Source organism: Streptomyces neyagawaensis, from assembly GCF_023516595.1.
In the GTDB taxonomy this organism is placed as follows: Bacteria; Actinomycetota; Actinomycetes; order Streptomycetales; family Streptomycetaceae; genus Streptomyces; species Streptomyces neyagawaensis.
In genome coordinates, this window is record NZ_JAMGBG010000005.1 from 77,902 (window position 1) to 95,572 (window position 17,671).

General features: G+C 72.2%; 17 protein-coding genes and 1 pseudogene. 10 read left to right on the forward strand and 8 right to left on the reverse strand.

Going from position 1 to position 17,671, the window contains the following annotated elements; all coding sequences use genetic code 11:
* Positions 1-84: 84 nt before the first annotated feature.
* The 5 genes from M8J73_RS02690 (at position 85) to M8J73_RS02710 (ending at position 6,268) form a co-directional block, all read left to right on the forward strand.
* Positions 85-909 carry a metallophosphoesterase family protein gene (locus M8J73_RS02690; protein ID WP_372503889.1) on the forward strand — a complete coding sequence of 275 codons (825 nt, stop codon included), beginning with the start codon at positions 85-87 and terminating at the stop codon, positions 907-909.
* Positions 906-1,586, forward strand: coding sequence for a 4'-phosphopantetheinyl transferase family protein (locus tag M8J73_RS02695; RefSeq protein ID WP_055540944.1), 681 nt, complete (start codon positions 906-908; stop codon positions 1,584-1,586). The genes M8J73_RS02690 and M8J73_RS02695 overlap by 4 nt, the downstream gene beginning before the upstream one ends.
* 173 nt (positions 1,587-1,759) lie before the next feature.
* Positions 1,760-3,808, forward strand: a complete 2,049-nt coding sequence (locus tag M8J73_RS02700; RefSeq protein WP_308408331.1) for an AfsR/SARP family transcriptional regulator — start codon at positions 1,760-1,762, stop codon at positions 3,806-3,808.
* Positions 3,809-4,019: 211 nt separating this feature from the next.
* The gene (gene ccrA / locus M8J73_RS02705; RefSeq protein WP_055542591.1) at positions 4,020-5,408 is read left to right on the forward strand and encodes a crotonyl-CoA carboxylase/reductase; all 1,389 of its coding nucleotides are present in this window, start codon (positions 4,020-4,022) and stop codon (positions 5,406-5,408) included.
* On the forward strand, positions 5,405-6,268 hold the full coding sequence (locus tag M8J73_RS02710; protein WP_055542590.1) for a 3-hydroxybutyryl-CoA dehydrogenase: 864 nt from the start codon (positions 5,405-5,407) through the stop codon (positions 6,266-6,268). Before ccrA ends, M8J73_RS02710 begins: the two co-directional genes overlap by 4 nt.
* A gap of 47 nt (positions 6,269-6,315) precedes the next feature.
* Here M8J73_RS02710 and M8J73_RS02715 read toward each other — a convergent pair whose 3' ends face one another.
* Complete coding sequence (locus tag M8J73_RS02715; protein ID WP_055542589.1) at positions 6,316-7,770, reverse strand: RNB domain-containing ribonuclease; 1,455 nt, start codon at positions 7,768-7,770, stop codon at positions 6,316-6,318.
* 197 nt (positions 7,771-7,967) lie between these two features.
* Here M8J73_RS02715 and M8J73_RS02720 point away from each other — a divergent pair, with 197 nt between their 5' ends.
* Positions 7,968-8,744, forward strand: coding sequence for a LamG domain-containing protein (locus M8J73_RS02720; RefSeq protein WP_055542588.1), 777 nt, complete (start codon positions 7,968-7,970; stop codon positions 8,742-8,744).
* 71 nt (positions 8,745-8,815) lie between these two features.
* Here M8J73_RS02720 and M8J73_RS02725 read toward each other — a convergent pair whose 3' ends face one another.
* A complete protein-coding gene (locus M8J73_RS02725; RefSeq protein WP_055542587.1) occupies positions 8,816-9,181 on the reverse strand; it encodes a VOC family protein in 366 nt (121 codons plus the stop codon).
* Between the two features lie 93 nt (positions 9,182-9,274).
* On the opposite strand from M8J73_RS02725, the gene M8J73_RS02730 reads away from it, so the two are divergent.
* Positions 9,275-10,237 carry a helix-turn-helix transcriptional regulator gene (locus M8J73_RS02730; RefSeq protein ID WP_055542586.1) on the forward strand — a complete coding sequence of 321 codons (963 nt, stop codon included), beginning with the start codon at positions 9,275-9,277 and terminating at the stop codon, positions 10,235-10,237.
* 34 nt (positions 10,238-10,271) lie between these two features.
* On the opposite strand, the gene M8J73_RS02735 is transcribed toward M8J73_RS02730, so the two are convergent.
* The 3 genes from M8J73_RS02735 to M8J73_RS02745 form a co-directional block, all read right to left on the reverse strand.
* The gene (locus tag M8J73_RS02735; protein WP_055542585.1) at positions 10,272-10,868 is read right to left on the reverse strand and encodes a DUF1360 domain-containing protein; all 597 of its coding nucleotides are present in this window, start codon (positions 10,866-10,868) and stop codon (positions 10,272-10,274) included.
* Complete coding sequence (locus M8J73_RS02740) at positions 10,843-11,163, reverse strand: hypothetical protein (protein ID WP_157873361.1); 321 nt, start codon at positions 11,161-11,163, stop codon at positions 10,843-10,845. Before M8J73_RS02740 ends, M8J73_RS02735 begins: the two co-directional genes overlap by 26 nt.
* Before the next feature lie 330 nt (positions 11,164-11,493).
* Positions 11,494-12,816: a hypothetical protein gene (locus M8J73_RS02745; RefSeq protein WP_055542583.1), complete on the reverse strand. Its 1,323-nt coding sequence runs from the start codon at positions 12,814-12,816 to the stop codon at positions 11,494-11,496.
* A gap of 115 nt (positions 12,817-12,931) precedes the next feature.
* Here M8J73_RS02745 and M8J73_RS02750 point away from each other — a divergent pair, with 115 nt between their 5' ends.
* Positions 12,932-14,233: a molybdopterin-dependent oxidoreductase gene (locus M8J73_RS02750; protein ID WP_055542582.1), complete on the forward strand. Its 1,302-nt coding sequence runs from the start codon at positions 12,932-12,934 to the stop codon at positions 14,231-14,233.
* A complete protein-coding gene (locus M8J73_RS45445) occupies positions 14,233-14,775 on the forward strand; it encodes a hypothetical protein (protein ID WP_372503881.1) in 543 nt (180 codons plus the stop codon). The genes M8J73_RS02750 and M8J73_RS45445 overlap by 1 nt, the downstream gene beginning before the upstream one ends.
* A gap of 134 nt (positions 14,776-14,909) precedes the next feature.
* Here the strand turns inward: M8J73_RS45445 and M8J73_RS02755 are convergent.
* The 3 genes and pseudogenes from M8J73_RS02755 to M8J73_RS02765 all read right to left on the reverse strand — a co-directional run.
* Positions 14,910-15,473: pseudogene (locus M8J73_RS02755) on the reverse strand (class I SAM-dependent methyltransferase); the annotation flags it as partial.
* Positions 15,470-16,087, reverse strand: a complete 618-nt coding sequence (locus tag M8J73_RS02760; RefSeq protein ID WP_249828183.1) for a TIGR04282 family arsenosugar biosynthesis glycosyltransferase — start codon at positions 16,085-16,087, stop codon at positions 15,470-15,472. The gene M8J73_RS02760 and the pseudogene M8J73_RS02755, both read right to left, overlap by 4 nt.
* Positions 16,084-16,800, reverse strand: a complete 717-nt coding sequence (locus tag M8J73_RS02765) for a glycosyltransferase family 2 protein (RefSeq protein ID WP_055541074.1) — start codon at positions 16,798-16,800, stop codon at positions 16,084-16,086. Before M8J73_RS02765 ends, M8J73_RS02760 begins: the two co-directional genes overlap by 4 nt.
* 114 nt (positions 16,801-16,914) lie before the next feature.
* Between M8J73_RS02765 and M8J73_RS02770 the strand changes: the two genes are divergently transcribed.
* Positions 16,915-17,670: a response regulator transcription factor gene (locus M8J73_RS02770; protein ID WP_055541073.1), complete on the forward strand. Its 756-nt coding sequence runs from the start codon at positions 16,915-16,917 to the stop codon at positions 17,668-17,670.
* The last annotated feature ends 1 nt before the right edge of the window (position 17,671 follow it).

The following is a 17,671-nucleotide window of genomic DNA, read 5'->3' on the forward strand; positions in this document are numbered from 1 at the left end:
CACCCCAGATCCGCTGCCTCGGGGTGGGCAGCAGCCGGTAGAAAGTGCTGCATGAGATCTTCCGGACAGGCACCAGGCAGGCTCATGGCGACAAGTGATCTTCACGTGGCCTATCCGGAGAACCGGCGCATCGTGGCCGACATGCGTCCCCAATCCGACGACGACTGGCTCATCGTCGCCGGAGATGTCGGCGAGATTACCGAGGACTTCACGTGGGCGCTGACCCTGCTGCGAGAACGATTCGACACTGTTATCTGGGCACCGGGGAATCACGAACTCTGGACCCCTCCCAGCGACCCCGTCCAGTTGCGCGGGGAGGAACGCTACCGCCACCTCGTGGACATCTGCCGCGGGCTCGGCGTCCTCACCCCGCAGGACCCCTATCCCGTGTGGGACGGACCCGGCGGCCCTGTCACCGTCGCCCCCCTCTTCGTCCTGTACGACTACAGTTTCCGGACCCCCACCGCCATGACCAAGGAGCAAGCGCTCACCCAGGCCTACGAGGCCGGTGTGGTGTGCACCGACGAGATGCTCCTGCACCCCGACCCCTACCCGAGCCGCGAGGCGTGGTGCCACGCCCGGCTGGTGGAGACCGAGCGCCGGCTCGCCGAGCGCGATCCCGAGCTGCCGACCGTACTGGTCAACCACTTTCCCCTGGTACGGGATCCGACAAGGGTCCTGTACCACCCGGAGTTCGCCCAGTGGTGCGGAACCGAACAGACCGCCAAGTGGCATGTGCGGTTCGACGCCAAGGTCGTGGTCTACGGCCATCTGCACATCCCCCGCACCACCTGGCACGACGGAGTCCGCTTCGAGGAGGTCTCGGTCGGCTACCCCCGCGAGCACCGGCAGCGCGGCATGCCCCGAGGCGTCCTGCGCCAGATCCTTCCGGCGGTGACCGCCTCGTGATCGACCAGCTGCTGCCCGCCGCGGTCGCCTCCGCCTGGGCCCGGGAGGACCTCCCCGGCACCCGCCTCTTCCCCGAGGAGGAAGCGGCACTCGGCGACGCCGTCGACAAACGCCGCCGCGAGTACACCACCGTACGGGCCTGCGCCCGCAGAGCCTTCACCCAACTCGGCATGGCGCCGGTCCCGGTCGTCCCCGGCCACCGCGGGGCACCGCAGTGGCCGGACGGTCTGGTCGGAAGCATGACGCACTGCGTCGGCTACCGTGCCGCCGCCCTCGCCCGGGCCTCCGACGCCCTCGCCCTGGGGATCGACGCCGAGCCCCACCAGCCCCTGCCGGAGGGGGTCCTCGACGTCGTCGCCCGGCCCGAGGAACGCTCCTGGATCGCAGGGCAGGGCAACGGTCCCGGAGTGTGGTGGGACCGGCTGCTGTTCGGCGCCAAGGAAGCCGTCTTCAAGGTCTGGTACCCACTCACGGGCCGCGAACTGGACTTCGACGAGGCCGTCGTCGATTTCCGTCCCCGGGAAGTCACCCCGGGACACGCGTCGGGTGTCTTCGACGCCCGGCTGCTGGTGCCCGGTCCACGCATGCTCACGGAACTCTCCGGCCGCTGGCTGGTACGGGACGGCCTGTCCGTCACCGCGATCTTCCTGCCCGCTCGGCCACCCGTACACGGGTGACGGCTGCGGAAAAGGGTTCCACTCACTGTTGCGGTCGTGTGGTGCGCGCCGAGCGTGCCACGGGGGACCTCGCGATCGACGGAATCGCATCATGTTTTCGTAGGGGTGAGGCAGTTATGGAGTTCTTGTTGTTAGGTCCCCTGGTCATCCGGTCGGGCGGGAACGAGTTGAGAGTGCCCGCCGCGAGACAGCGGGTGATCCTCGCCGCCCTCGTGCTCAACGCGAACCGAGTGGTCCCGGTGGACAACATCGCGAGCTTTGTCTGGGACGGCACCCCGCCGCCCAGCGCCGTCGCCACGATCCGCACCTATGTCATGAGGTTGCGTCAGGTCCTGGGCAGGGCAGGGAGGGCGAGGATCACCACCCGAGCGCCCGGCTATCTGATCGAACTGGAGGAGGACGAGACCGACCTCGGACGGTTCACCGCCCACCGGAAGACCGCCGACACCCTCGTCCAGGCGGGCCGCACCGCGGAAGCCGCCGAGGAACTTCGCAGGGCGCTCGCCCTGTGGCGGCACGACCCGCTGATGGACATACCCTCGCGCACTCTTCAGGACATGGAGGTCTCTCATCTGCAGCGGCTCCATCTGCAGACCCGCATCTGGTGCGTGGACCTCGACCTCGAACTGCAGCGCCATGCCGAGATCCTGCCCGAGCTGTGGCAGATGGTGCGGGAACACCCGCTCCACGAGGGGCTCATCGGCCGTCTCATGCTGGCGCTGTTCCGCTCGGGCCAGCAGCCGGAGGCCCTCGACCTGTTCCAGCGGACCCGCGCCGCGCTCATCGATCAGCTCGGCACCGAGCCCGGCTCCGAACTACGGGCCGTCCAGCGGCGCATCCTGTGCGCCGAGGACGAGCCGCCGCGGCACCGGGCCGCCATCGAGGAGCGCCCCGAGGTACACGGCGGCCCCGGCCGGCCCTGGCCCGGCTGGCCGACCCCCGCCCAACTGCCGCAGGGTGTAGCGGACTTCACCGCCCGCGGCCGGGAGACCGCCGTGCTGGGACGGCTGCTGCGCGGCACGCCGCCCGCCGCGGACCCGGGCACCACGGTCGTGATCAACGGTGCCGCCGGCATCGGCAAGACCGCGCTGGCACTGCACGCGGCCCACTCCGTCCGCGGTGACTTCGCCGACGGACAGGTCTACGCGGACCTGGAGGGCAGCACGGGGAACCCCGCGCAACCCGCCGAGGTCCTCACCCGGTTGCTCGTCGGCCTCGGGGTACCCGATGTGGCGGTGCCGAGAACGATGGTCAACCGCACCTCCCTCTTCCGGTCCCTGGTCGCCGACCGCCGCATGCTCATCGTGCTCGACGACGCCGCGAGCACCGCCCAGGTCCGCCCCCTCATCCCCGGCAGCGGCGGAAGCCGGGTGATCGTCACCAGCCGCTACCGGCTCGCCGACCTCGAAGGGGTCCACGACGTCACCCTGGACGCGCTCGACGAGGAAGCCTCGCTGCAACTGCTGGAACGATTCGCCGGCCGTTCCCGCATGGACGCCGAACGCCCCGCCGCACACCGGCTCGTCGAAGCGTGCGCCGGTGTGCCGCTGGCCCTGCGCATCGTCGGCACCCGGCTGCGCTCACGACCCCGCCGCAGCCTCGGAGCCCTGGCCCACCGCCTGCTCGAACAGCGGCGCCTGCTCGACGAACTGCACATCGGCGACCTGTCGGTCCGCGCCGGACTCGACGCGGGATACGCCGCCCTGCGCGGCCGGTCCGTGCACGGCATCGATCTCGCGGCGGCGTTCCGCAGACTCGGCGCGGGCAACATGCCGTACGTCCGCGGCGAAACCGCGGCGGTGCTGCTGGGTTGTTCCCAGGAGAACGCCGAGGACGTGCTCGACGTGCTGGTCGACGCACACCTGCTGCGCGAGCACGACCACTCCCGCTACCACCTCGACGCCCTGGTGCGCGCGTACGCCCGTGAACGCGCCGACGCCGAGGAGCGTCCGGAGCACCAGGTGGAGACACTGCGCTGCCTGCTCCGGTGGTATCTGCACACCCTCGTCCGGAGCGTTCGCCCGGGCCGGGCGGGGGAGCCGGAAGGCACGTACCTACTGCGCCCGCCGACCGTGAACTGGACGGACGACGACCGCGCCGGACTCGTCGAGGCCCTCGCCGAGGCGGAGCGGACCGGCGTCGACCTGGTCGGCCGCCGGCTGGTCGGTGAACTACGGGCACGGCTGCCACAACTCGTGGCGCCCCGGGCCGCGTCCGGGTGAACCCCGGGCGGCCGTGGACCGCCGCCCGGCCCGTCCTCCCGGACGTCGCCGCCCTCCCCGCTCGCCAGCCCTTCGCCTTCCCCTCTTCCCCGCCTCTCGCCGTCCCCCCTCCCCCCCCACCTCCCGCAGCCGTCCTTTTCGTGCTGCCGCCCCCTCGGCCGGTCCGCGCCCGCCCGCGGACCGCCCAGTGACGACAATTGAGGAGCCCCCCATGGACCCCTTGGCCGAAGCCGTGCTTGCCGGCGCGCCCCCCGACCGGCTGGCGAAGGAACCCCTGCCCACCGAGTACACCGCCGCGCATCTGCGCGCCGAGGACGTGGACGTGTTCGGCGACGCCGCCGACCGGGACGTACGCCGCACCCTCCGGGTCGGTCCCGTACCCATGCCCGAACTGGCCGTGGACGAAGTACTGATCGCCGTGATGGCCAGCTCCATCAACTACAACACCGTCTGGTCGGCGACCTTCGAACCCGTACCGACCTTCACCTTCCTGCGCAGACTGGGCCGCCAGGGCGGATCCGCCGCCCGGCACGACCGGCCCCAGCACGTCGTCGGATCGGACGCCGCCGGGGTCATCGTCCGGACGGGTGCCGGGGTACGGCGCTGGCAGGTGGGCGAGCACGTCGTCGTCAGCTGCGTCCAGGTGGACGACCAGGAACCCGCCACCCACGCCGACGGCATGCTCGGTGCCGAGCAGCGCATCTGGGGTTTCGAGACGAACTTCGGCGGACTGGCCCACTACGCGGTGGTGCGGGCCAGCCAACTGCTCCCCAAGCCGGGCCACCTCACCTGGGAGGAAGCCGCCTCGACGATGCTGTGCGCGGCCACCTCCTACCGGATGCTCGTCAGCGACCGGGGCGCCCGGATCAAACAGGGCGACATCGTGCTGATCTGGGGCGCCACCGGCGGACTCGGCGCCTACGCCGTCCAGCTGGTGAAGAACGCCGGCGGCATCGCCGTGGGTGTCGTCAGCACGGAGGAGAAGAGCCGACGGGCGCGGGCGCTCGGCTGCGACGTCGTCATCAACCGCGCCGACATCGGCCTGGACGGCGATCTCGCCGACGACCCGGACGCGACCATAGAGGCCGGCAAACGCCTCGGCAGGATCATCCGCGCCGAGACCGGCGAGGACCCGCACGTCGTGTTCGACTACATAGGCAGGGCCACGTTCGGTATCTCGGTCTTCGTCGTCCGCCGCGGCGGCACCGTGGTCACCTGCGGATCCAGCACCGGCTATCAACACCGCTTCGACAACCGGTACTTGTGGATGCACCTCAAACGGATCGTGGGCAGCCACGCCGCGAACCTCCAGGAACAGGCCGAGTGCAACCGTCTGTTCCGCCTCGGCCACCTCGTTCCGGTGCTCTCCGCCGTCCACCCGCTCGCCGAGGTGGCGGAGGCCGCCCGGCTCGTACAGACCAACCGGCACACCGGCAAGGTCGGCGTCCTGTGTCTTGCGCCCCGGCCCGGGCTCGGGGTGACCGATCAGGCCCTGCGGGACCGTGTGGGCGAGGACCGGCTGAACCTGCTGCGCGACGCCGCTCCGGCGACCCCCGGGCCCGAGCCGGTCGTCACCGGACGAGAAGGGACCGGTCGATGAACGCCATCCAGAAGGTCGCAGTCGTGGGCTGCGGCGTCATGGGCTCGGGCATCGCCCACGTCTGCGCCCTCGCCGGAGTCGACGTCGTGGTCGCGGGGTCCTCGCCCGCATCGCTCGCCAGGGGCAGGGCACGGCTCACCGGCTCGCTCGACCGGGCGCTGGGCAAGGGCCGGATCACCGACCGGGACCACGAGAACGCCCTGGCCCGGGTGTCGTACACCAGTGACCTGGCGGAACTGGCCGACCGGCAGCTGGTCATCGAGTCGATCAGCGAGGACGAGCAGGCCAAGCGCGACCTGTTCGCCAGGCTGGACCAGGTGCTCCAGGACCCCGAGACCATCCTCGCCTCCAACACCTCCTCCCTCTCGGTCCTCAGACTCGCCCGGGCCACCGCCGACGGCGGCCGGGTGTTCGGCGTCCACTTCTTCAACCCGGTGCCCGCACTTCCGCTGGTCGAGCTGGTCCCCACGCTCCTCACCCGGGAGAAGACAGCGGTACGGGCCGAGGAATTCGTGACGGACATCCTCGGCAAGCGCGTCATCCGGTCCCCGGACCGCGCCGGCTTCACGGTCAACGCCCTGCTCATTCCGTACCTCCTGGCCGCGGTACGCATGGTGGAGGCGGGCCACGCGTCGGCGGAGACGGTGGACGACGCCATGACGCTGGGCTGCTCCCACCCGATGGGTCCGCTGCGGCTCGCCGACCTGATCGGGCTCGACGTGGTCACCTCCATCGCGGAGGCCCTCCACGAGGAGTTCCGCGAGCCCCAGTACGCCCCGCCACCGCTCCTACGGCGCCTGGTCGAGGCCGGCATGCTGGGCCGCAAGACGGGCAGGGGCCTCTACGACTACGCCCCTTGACCGACAGCGCGGACGAGGTGGGCGCCGTCCGCCACGCGGGACACCCCTTACGGCACGGTGAAGAGGACCTTGTTCTCGTCCGCGGCGGGGGCCGCCTGCTTGAGCGTGGCCCTGACGCTCGATCCGAGCTGGAGCTCCAGGCCGTTGGTCGACTCGACCTTGGCCAGCACGGCGGGGTCGGCCAGGAACACCTTGCCCTCGCGCGGCCTGCCCCGCTCCGCGTCGGTGTCGATGACCGTGGCGTCGAACACCTCGCCCACGCGGTCCTTGAGCACCGCGGCCTCGGCCAGGTCCACGGTCTGCCGGTCCGCCGGGACGCCCTTCCCCCGGGCCATGTCGCACGGGAGGCAGGACAGGGCGTCGAGCACCCAGGTCGGCGGGGCCTTGTCCGCGCACGCCGCCACGCACAGCTCACCGGTGTAGCGGTCGACCAGGCGCCGCAGCGGAGCCGTGCAGTGGGTGTACGGGGCCGCGATCGCCGCGTGCGTCGTGTACTCCGGCAGTCGGCCGTCGCGGAAGACGGTGTACTCCGACCTCGGCATCGTGCCGGTGGCCTCGCTGAGGAAGGCCATGTGCTGCTGGTTCCGGGGATCCAGCTTGCGGACCAGCGTGGCGTACGAGATGCCGGGCCGCCAGACGATGCCCAGGGCCTTCGCGATGTCGTGCAGGCGCTTGACCACGTTCTGATCGGCCTGCTCCTTCTGGGTCCGCAGGATGCCGGTACCCGTGTCGAGCATGATCCGGGCCGCGGACATCCCGGTCATGAGGGAGATCTGCTCGTTCCAGCCCTCGACCGGCAGCGTCGCCACGTAGCGCAGCTGGAACGATCTGTCCTTGAGGGTGACCTCCTGGTCCGGCAGATTCACCGAGATGCCGCCGCGCGCGACCTCGACCGCCTCGCGCAGTTCGCCGATCTCCCGCAGCAGCTTGAGGGAATCCCCGGCCGTGCCGTTGTCGAGGGCCTGCTGGGCGCCCGCGTAGTCGAGCTGCCTCTGGCTGCGGATCATGGCCCGGCTCACGGACGAGTCGGTCAGGTTGCCGTGCGCGTCGAGGTCGTGCTGCCACAGCAGGGCGGGACGCTTCTCGTTCGGCAGCAGGCTGGCCTTGCTCTCGGACAGGACGGGCGGGTGCAGCGGCACCTTGAGGTCGGGGAAGTACAGCGTCTCGACCCGGTCGTGCGCCTCGGCGTCCACCGGGCCGCCGGGCTTGACGAAGGCCGCCACGTCCGCGATGGCGTAGTACACGCGGTAGCCGCCGCCGGGCCGCCGCTCCAGGTGCATGGCCTGATCGAGGTCCTTCGAGGTCGGCGGGTCGATCGTGAAGAACGGCAGGTCCGTCCTGTCGTTCTCGGGCAGGCGCGGGTGCTTCGCGGCGTCCTCGGCTGCCTTGAGCACGCGCTTGGGGAAGGCCAGGGGGACCTTCAGCTCCGCGCGGAGTTCCTCCAGAGCGGTGCGCAGAGCGTCCTGGGCCTCGGCAGACATGTGCATCAGGCGGCGTTGCATGCCCCGAGCGTAGGGCGGCGGTCCTGAACCGGCGCGGCGAGCGGGGCCGGGCGGCGGAGGGGACCGGGGCGACGGCGGCCGTTGCTGCCGAATCATTCGCGCAAGGGGTGACAGATGAATTCACCCGTCAGAGTTACCTTTTCTCGGGATTCATCGGTCTTTGCATGCCGAAGTCATGTAAGGAGCAGCATCCGCACATGGAGAATCCTGCATGCGACGGAACATCGTCGGCTGAGGAGATTTCGTCCCGAATCGGGGTGGTCTTCACGGCGGACTTCGCGTCCACCCGTCAATGGGTGGCAGGGCGTTCGTGGGCATATCCGAACGGCGGACCGATCAACCCGGGCGACAACAAACTGGATTACCTGACGGCGGACCCCGCATACAGCCGCTCGGGCACCTTCCGCGCCACGCTCCGCAAGGACGGTCGGTGGAAGACGGGCCTGCTCACCACAGAGGGGAGTGAGGAGGGTTTCACCGTCCGCGCGGGCGACGTTCTCGAGGCGCGGGTCAGACTGCCGCGCGAAATCGGGGCCTGGCCCGCCATCTGGACCTGGCGTGACGGCGATCAGGAGATCGATGTCTTTGAGTACCACCCCGACAACCCCGACCTCCTGGAGCTGACCAACCACGTCCGCGGCGCCAACCTCTACTACCGCGACTCCGCCATCCGCCCGGGCGCGTGGGTCGACCTTCGCGTCGAGTTCGGCGTGGGGTCCGTGATCTGGTGGGTGAACGGCAGCCAGGTGTTCGCCGACCGCCGAGGCGTGGGACGTGCCTGGTACGCCTACCTCATCGTCAACCTGTCTGTGTGCGCGGGCCGCTACCACCCCCGACCGGCTCCCCACGTCAAGGAGATGTCGTACGAGGTCCAGAGCCTGGTGGTGAGGCGGCCGGCGGCAGCGTTGTTGGAGGAGCTGTCCGACGAGACCGAGATCGAGGCTGAGGCGGTGGCCGACAGCGGCGGACCGTGAGTCGGGGGTGGCGAACAGCCGTTGGCGGCAGGCGCGACACCTGACGTGCGTGCCTGCCGCGTCGCGGCCTTTCAGTCCCGCGGTGCGACGCGGATACGGTTCCCGTCGGGATCGGCTGCGAGGAAGGTCAGCCCGAACCCCGCATCATGCGGCTCGCCCAGGATGGTGACCCCCTTGGAACTCCACTGCTTGAAGATCGCGTTGATCTCGTCGGGTCCACCGTCGAGGGCCAGACACACTTCACTGGTGCGCGGGACGTCCGGTGACAGATCCTCGAACTGGCCTGACCACAGGGCGAGGTCAGCGCCTGGCCCGAGGGCGAAGGTGATGTATCCCGGAGTCTCGAACGAGGGGCTCATGCCGAGGAGGTCGCCGTAGAAGCGCGCTGCGGCGGGGGCGTCGTTCACGTAGACGATGGACACCACGGATGTGGTCATGGCTGTTCCTTCTCGCAGGTCGGAGGTGCGGATCCACCAGCCTGACCGGGATATGCGCCGCATCGTGTCGCAATTCCTTGAAAAAATCGGTGGGTGACCCCAGATCGCTTCTTCACCCTGATGCTGCTCCTCACATCGAGGGATGCCGTGACCACACAGGAGCTCGCGTCAGCGCTCGGGGTGTCCCTTCGCACCGTCACCCGGGACCTGAACTGGCTCCGCGAGGCTGGTCTGCCGGTGTCCGCCCAACGGGGCCGTCTCGGGGGCGTGACCATGCTGCCCGGGTCCGGGCTCGACCTCACGCGACTCACGCCGGGCGAGCGTGATCATCTGTCGCTCACCGGGCTGGATGAGAGGCAGCGTGCGGAGCTCGACGCATCGGCCGAAAGCCGGCGCGCGCTCTCCAAGATCGCCGCTACGCAGTCATCACGTCGAGTTCATGAGCTCCTGCCGCTCACCGACGTAGTGCACGTGGACAGCCGTCCCTGGCGTCAGGCACAAGTTTCCGGCACGACTCCGGCTTCGCTGATCGGTGCGGTACGGCGAGGCCGCCGACTGCGGATCGAGTACGACAGCCCCCGCGAATCATGCGCACGCGACGTGGTCGTGGATCCCTACGGACTGTTCGCCAAGGCCGGCATCTGGTACCTCGTCGCCGACTGTGACCGAGTGCCATGGATGTACCGACTCGAACGGATCACGGCGTGGAAAGAGGTCGACCAGCCACGACGGATCCGCGAGAGGCAGACCCTGGCCACCGTCGCCGCGGCGCTCGTTGATCAGTGGGAACACGACCACGCGATAGAGGTCAGCGCCACCATCGACCGGACCCAGATCGAACGAGCGCGACGGATCTTCGGCCGACGACTCGTCCGGGACGACCATGAGGAATCCGCCATCGGCCACAAGGTGACGATCCGCTTCCTGCGTCTGGAGGATGTGCGAGCGCTACTGCCGTTCGGGAGCGCCATCACTGTGCACGGCCCCACCGAAGCCAGGGCTCACCTCCACGACCTCGCCGCCGCCCTTGCCCACCACTACGCGCCGTCACCCTGAACTGCCGACGGTGCCGTTGTAGCCGCGCGGAAGGTCAGTCGTCCCCGGTGGTCCGGCTCACCAGTGCGCCGTACGCCAAGTGCAGCGCGTCCGCGCCGGCCAGTGCAGCGAGGGCGCCCATGGCGGTCCGGGTTGCCCGCGGCCACAGCAACTGGCCGGCGGTCAGGGTGGACACCACCCAGACGCCCGTGCAGAACGGGCAGGTCACCAGCTCGCCGACGGTGCCCCTGCCGCCCTCCGCCTCCTCGTGCAGCTCGGCGGGGCCCTGCGGGCCGACGTACCGCGTGAAGGGCGCGCGCAGCGGACTGGTGACGGACGCCTTGCTCAGGAGCCTGCTGAGCCGGAAGGTGGCGACCGAGGTCAGGGCCACGTCCCAGGGCTGGGGCCGGTCGGGCAGGGGACGCCCGCGCAGCCGTACCGCCGTGGCCCAGGCCGCCGCGTACGCCCCGAATCCCGTCATGGACGCGAGATAGCCGCCCAGCGGCCGGTCGTGCCCTGCGGAGTACCGTCGACCGGTGCGCCGGACGAGCTCGCGCAGGCGAGGTGCGAGGCGGTCGTCAGCCGCCTTGTCGGCTACGGCGCCAACTGCGGTGTCATTCCCGTTGTCAAACGTGGGGGCCAGGGGATCCATGGGGCACACCCTCCTTCGCGGCGCCCGGTTCCCGCTCTGTCTCCCGGTCGGTGCGCGCGTGCTCGGCTCGGTCGTCCCGGCGCGGGCGTATCTCGACGCGGCCGTCGATGATCCGGGGGTCGGAGCGGCCGGGCCGTGGATCGAGCGGGACCACGGACAGCCAGCTGCCGACCGGCACCCGCATCGCCGGCGGATACACGGGGTGGCCAAGCCACGTTCCGTGCGGCGCGTCCCGGCCGCGACCGAGCGCCAGGACCCGGTTCTGCCGCAGCCGACGGCGTCGCGTCGTGGTCATGAGCAGCCGGGTCCCCATCTGCGCATACCGCAAACGGCCGGCAAGGCCGGATGGACCCCGGAAAACGGCAGGTCGTGGGGGCGCGCCAGGCGCACACCCGCCGGGTGTGCGCCGTAGGAGGGGACCGCCGCCCCTCCTCACCCTTGCGGGAGCCGGAGCCCGGGTCGCGCGCCGACCGGCGTCGCGGCGGTCGCTCGGTCGGCGGCTCAGCGAGGACGGGGCGGGCATCAGGATCCCGGCGCCGCTCCCGGACCGGCCGCGGCTCGCGGAGGCCGCGGACCCGGGCCACCCACCGCCCTGCGCGTCACCGTCCGCCGCTCAGGCCCCCTTTCACCAGCCCGTCAGCAGCAGATGGTTGAGGAGCAGGGCCAGGGTCGCCTGGGCGGTCAGCCAGGCGCGGGGGCGGTCGAGGAAGGCGCCCGCCGCGAGCAGCCACATCGCGAACGGCAGCCAGATCCGTTCCGTCTCCGCCTTGCTCATCCCGGACAGGTCGGCGACGAGCAGCATGCACAGGGCCGCGCCCAGCAGCAGCCCCAGACGGCGCTCGACGGCGGGCGAGGCGCCCCACCGGGCGAGGGCGACGCCCGCGCGGCGCAGGCCGGCCACCGTCGCCGGGCCCACGACCAGGACCGTGCACGCGAGATTGGCCCACACCCAGTAGCCGTACGGGCGGAAGCCGCCCGCTCCCTGGTGGTAGCGCTCCACCAGCAGGCGGTACGCCTCCCACCAGTCGAAGCCCACCACGGTGAACGCCACCGGGACGACGCAGAGCCCCCCGATCACGTACGGGACGACCGCCCGGCGTCGAGTGCCGAGGAACAGGACGGCCGTGACCAGCACGGCGAAGAGCGTGAGGCCGTACGACAGGTACACCGTGAGGCCGAGGAGGAGGCCCGCGGCGAAGGCGGTCGTCCGCGGCCGGTGCCCGGTCACCGCGAGGGCCAGGAACGCCACGGCCCAGGCGGCGACCGCAGCGAAGTACCCGTCCGCCGACGTCCCCGCCCACACCGCCGCCGGGGACAGCACGAGGAACGGGGCGGCACGGCGCGCCAGGGCCTCGCCCGTGAGCGTCCGTACGGTGACCAGGACCGCGGCCGTGGTGGCCGCCCCCACCGTGATGACGAAGACACCCGCCCAGGCACCGCCGCCCAAGCCGATCCGGTCGAGGAGGACGAAGGTGAGCGTGGCCCCCGGTGGGTGGCCCGCCACGTGCGGGGGCCAGTGGTCGGGGGAGCCGAGCAGGATGTGCCGGGTGAAGTCCCGCAGGGTGCGGGGGATGTCGTCGAAGCGGTCGATGACCCGGAGGTACTCGTACCGGGTCGTCAGTCGGCGGGCGATCCCGCGGTGCCAGCCGTCGACCAGGGCGAGGGAGAACGTCCACGCCGTGGCGGTGGCCCACGCGGTCCACAGCAGGGGCCGCCAGGGCAGCCGGGCGGCCAGGGCCGGGCCGTACGCCACGACGGCGACGGCCACGGTGAGCGCGGCGGGCGTGCCCGGGCCGGCGTGGGGCAGCCAGTTGGCGTACAGGGGCGGCCACCCCACGTGCAGGACGTCCTTGGCGCGCTTGACGGCGACGCCGACCAGCGCGGCCGTCACGACGAGCAGCGCGGCGGCGGCGACGGTGTACAGGTCGCGGCGGAGATCGCGGTTCACGCTCCGAGACGTTAGGCCGGACAGCGGCCGGTGCCCGCCCGACGGGCGCGGACGTCAGCGTTTCGTCATGAGTCGCGCGCCCCCGCACGGGGTGCCCCGGGCCTAGCGTCGTGGCATGGAACGGTCTCCTACCTCGCCCGCCTTCTGGCGCAGCCCCCTGCGCGGCCCCTGGTTCACGTCCCTCCTCGGCGTGGTCCTCCTCGCCGGGATCACCGTGCTGTTCGTGACGGGACTGCTGTCGTACGCCGCGTACAACCCGGATCTGTCGCCGGTCAACGACAAGACCCCGGACAAGGGCCTCCTCGGCTTCTACCTGTTCCCCTGGCCGACGGACCCGCCCTGGCTGTACCGGCTCACCCAGGGCGTCCATGTCACGCTCGGGATCGCGCTCGTCCCGGTGCTGCTGGCCAAGCTGTGGTCGGTGGTGCCGAGGCTGTTCCAACTGCCCCCGGTGCGGTCCGTGGCCCACGCCCTGGAGCGGCTCTCGCTGCTCCTGCTCGTCGGCGGTGTGCTGTTCGAGTTCGTGACCGGTGTGCTCAACATCCAGCTCGACTACGTCTTTCCCGGCTCCTTCTACCCCCTGCACTTCTACGGGGCGTGGGTGTTCTTCGCGGCGTTCGCCGTCCATGTGGCGCTGAGGGCGCCGACAGCCGTACGCAACCTGCGCCGGATGCGGGCGGGCGAGGAGGACGGGGCTCCGCCACCGGGGCCACGGGCGGGCGGAAGGGAAGGGGTCGCGCCCCCGGTGTCGGCGGAGGAACCCTCGCTGGTGTCCCCGGACCCGGCCGAGCCCACCGTGTCGCGGCGCGGTGCCGTGTGGCTGGTCGGGGGCGGATCACTGCTGCTGCTCGGGACGACCGTCGGGCAGAACTTCGACGGACCGCTGCGGCGCACGGCCCTCCTCGCCCCGCACGGCGGTGCCGAGCCGGGCAGCGGACCGAACGGCTTCCAGATCAACAAGACGGCCGCGGCGAGAGGGATCAGCGCGGCGGAGACGAGCGAGGAGGCATGGCGCCTGGTCGTCACCGGGCCGTCCGGCACCGTCCGGCTGAGCCGCGCCGAACTGGCCGAACTGCCCCTGCACAGCGCGGCACTGCCCATCGCCTGCGTCGAGGGCTGGTCCACCTCCGACCAGTGGTGGCGGGGCGTACGGCTGCGGGACCTCGCCGCACTCGTCGGACACGAACCCGGGACCGCCCCCGACGTCCTGGTGGAGTCCCTCCAGCGGCACGGCGCCTTCCGCCGCGCCGCCCTGCGCGCCAACCAGGTCCGCGACCCCCGCTCCCTGCTCGCCCTGGACGTGAACGGCGAGCGGCTGTCCCCGGACCACGGCTACCCCGCGCGGATCATCGTGCCCGCCGCGCCCGGAGTCCTCAACACCAAGTGGGTGGCACGGATGACGTTCGGAGACCTGTGATGGCCACGCACCGGCTGCCGCTCGGCAGCCCCCTCCAACTGCTGCTCCTGGCAGGCTCGTTCGCGCTCGCCGGGTACGCCGGGGTGCGGCTGCTCGCGGACGACTGGTTCGGTGTCGCGCTGTGGTTCGTGGGAGCCGCGGTGGTGCACGACCTCGTCCTGCTGCCGCTGTACGCGGCGGCGGACCGCGCGCTCGTCCGGGCGGCGGACACGGCGGGGCCCCGCGCGGCGGACACGGCCGGGCCCCGCGAGGAGGCGGCCGGGCCCCGCGCGGGGGCGGCGGCCACGCCGCCCCCGGTACGGCGGGCGCGAGTCATGTACGTGCGGGTGCCCGCCGCCCTGTCCGGGCTGCTCCTGCTGGTGTGGTTCCCGCTGATCAGCGGGCGGGTCGCGGACCGCTACGCGTCCGCCACCGGGATGTCGGCCAGTGGCTTCCTCGGCCGCTGGCTGCTGATCACGGCCCTGCTGTTCGGGGGTTCGGCGCTGCTGCTGGTGCTGCGGGCCCGCAGGGCGACGAAGGACCGCCCGCCCGCCGTCCACTGATCGGCGGCACGCCAGCCGAGGCGGCGGGCGTGCCGCAGCAGCGCCGGTGTGCCGAGCCGCGCCCACGGGAACGCGGCCTCGGCACCGACGTCGGGCCCGGCGCTGCTCACGAGGCGGACCTCGGCCCGCTCGTCCACATCCATCGGCACCGTCTCCGCGATCAACAGACCGCCGGAGCACAGCAGTTGGGCCAGACGGCGCAGCAGGGCGGCAGGGTCGCCGCCGATGCCGAGGTTGCCGTCGAGGAGCAGCGCGGTGTCCCAGCGGCCCTCGCCGGGCAGCGGCTCGAACACCGAGCGGGTGAGGGCCTGGCCGCCGAGTCGCCGGGTACGGGCGACGGCGGCCCGGCTGACGTCGACGCCGAGCACGGGCCGCCCGCGGGCGGCGAGTTCGGCGACCAGCCGCCCCGGCCCGCACCCCACGTCGAGGACGGCGCCCTCGCACCGCTCCAGGACCTGGAGGTCCACCTCGTCGGCGCGGGCGCACCACCGTTCCACCTCCAGGGGCAGCATCCAGCCGTCGCCCCGGCGCAGGAACAGCGGGCCCCGGCCGGCGCGCAGGGCGTCGGAGTAGGGATCGCAGGCCCAGGCCGGGTCCGAGTGCCGGGCCGGATCCGTGGGCCGGGTCGGGTCTGAGGGCCGAGCCGGATCCGAGGGCCGGATCGGTCGCCGCATGGTGTCCTGCCCGTGCCCGCTCATCGGCCGCTGACCGCTCGCAGCCGGGTCAGTTCCGCCGCGAACCGGCCGTGCGGCGCGACCGCGGCGACGGCCTCGGCGTCGTCGGCCGTGTCGACGTCCCGGAGGGCCGGCAGGTCGCGGACCCGCAGACCGGCGGCGGTCAGCCGGGCCCGCTGGACGGCACCGGTGACGGACGTCGACATGGGAACCCCCCTCAGCAGCTCCGGGTCCGGTGCGGCGAGCCCGAGGGCCCAGAAACCGCCGTCCTCCGCCGGACCGAAGTACGCGTCGCAGCCCGCCAGGTCCACGGTCATCAACTCCGGGGTGAGCTGCGGGGTGTCCATGCCGACGAGCAGGGCGGGGCCGTCGCAGCCGGCGAAGGCGGCGGCGAGCCGTTCGTCCAGCCCGCCGCCCCGCTGCGGTACGACGTCGAAGCCGGGCGGCAGCCAGGGGCCCGGCTCCCCGTCCAGGACCAGGACACGACGGTCCGCGGGCGTCGCGGCCACCGCGTCCAGGGTGTCCGCGAGGGCGGCCTCGGCGAGCGCCGCCGCCTCGGCCGGGGTGAAGGGCGGGCACAGCCGGGTCTTCACCCGGCCCGGCCTCGGCTCCTTGGCGATCACGAGGAGCGTGGTCATCGGCCGGCCCCCTCCGCCTCGACGGGCGCCGGCGTCTCGTTGAGGACGCGACTCATGTCCCGTACCGCCTGCCAGGTGCCCCGCCAGGTCCCCGTCACCTTCGAGGCCCCGGTGCGCGGCCGGTACGGCACGTCGTGCTCGGTGACGCGCCAGCCCGCGTCGGCGGCACGCACCACCATCTGCAACGGATAGCCGCTGCGCCGGTCGGTCAGGCCGAGGGCGAGGAGCGGTTCGCGGCGGGCGGCGCGCAGCGGGCCCAGGTCGTGCAGGCGCAGCCCCGTGCGGCGGCGCACCATCCGGGCCAGCGCCAGATTTCCGGCCCGGGCGTGCGCGGGCCACGCGCCCCGGCCCTGCGGACGTCGCCTGCCGAGCACCAGGTCGGACCGCCCGTCCGCGACCTCGGTGACGAAGGGGACGAGGAGGGACGGGTCGAGGGAGGCGTCGCAGTCGCAGAAGCACACGATGTCGGCCGTCGCGGCGGTCAGCCCGGCATGGCAGGCCGCACCGAAGCCACGGCGCGGTTCATGGATCACATGCGCGCCCAACGAGCGGGCGACGTCCGCCGAACCGTCGGTCGAGCCGTTGTCCACGACCAGGGCGCGCCAGCCGGCCGGGATCCTGGCCAGCACCCAGGGCAGGGCCTCCGCCTCGTTCAGACAGGGCAGCACGACGTCGACGCCCGAAGGCGGGGGAGAGGTAGTCACGGCTTTCACCCTACGAGGACGAACTTCGCATAACGGGCGCCGTCTCCTTACGAAACACGGACGTCGACGGCCTCCTCCCGGTCCGCGCCGCCCGAACGCCCGGCGAGGTGCGAGGCTGACCGCATGGAACAGCAACCGAGCCCCCCGGCGGCCGCGCGCGTCCTGGTGGTGGACGACGACCCCACGGTCGCCGAGGTCGTCACCGGATACCTCGACCGCGCCGGATACGCGGTGGACCGCGCCGACGACGGCCCGGCCGCGCTGGCCCGCGCCGCCGCGCACTGGCCCGACCTGGTCGTGCTGGACCTGATGCTGCCCGGCATGGACGGCCTGGAAGTGTGCCGCAGGTTGAGGGCGCGCGGTCCGGTCCCCGTCATCATGCTCACCGCGCGCGGCGACGAGGACGACCGCATCCTGGGGCTGGAGGTCGGCGCCGACGACTACGTCACCAAGCCGTTCAGCCCGCGCGAACTGGTCCTGCGCGTCGAGTCCGTGCTGCGCCGCGCCCGGCCCGCACCCGACGTCCGGGTCCTCAGCTCGGCCGGTCTCCGCCTTGACCCGGCCGCCCGCCGCGCCACCCGCGACGACATCGAACTCGCCCTGACCCTCCGTGAGTTCGACCTCCTCGCCTTCTTCCTCCGCAATCCGGGCCGCGCGCACAGCCGTGAGGACCTGATGCGCGAGGTGTGGGGCTGGGACTTCGGCGACCTCTCCACGGTCACCGTCCACGTCCGCCGACTGCGCGGCAAGATCGAGGACGACCCGGCGCGACCGCGGCTGATCCAGACGGTGTGGGGCGTCGGCTACCGCTTCGACCCCACGCGCACACCCGCCGACGGCGACGCGCAGCACGCCCCCTCCGAGGGCGGGAAGGACTGAC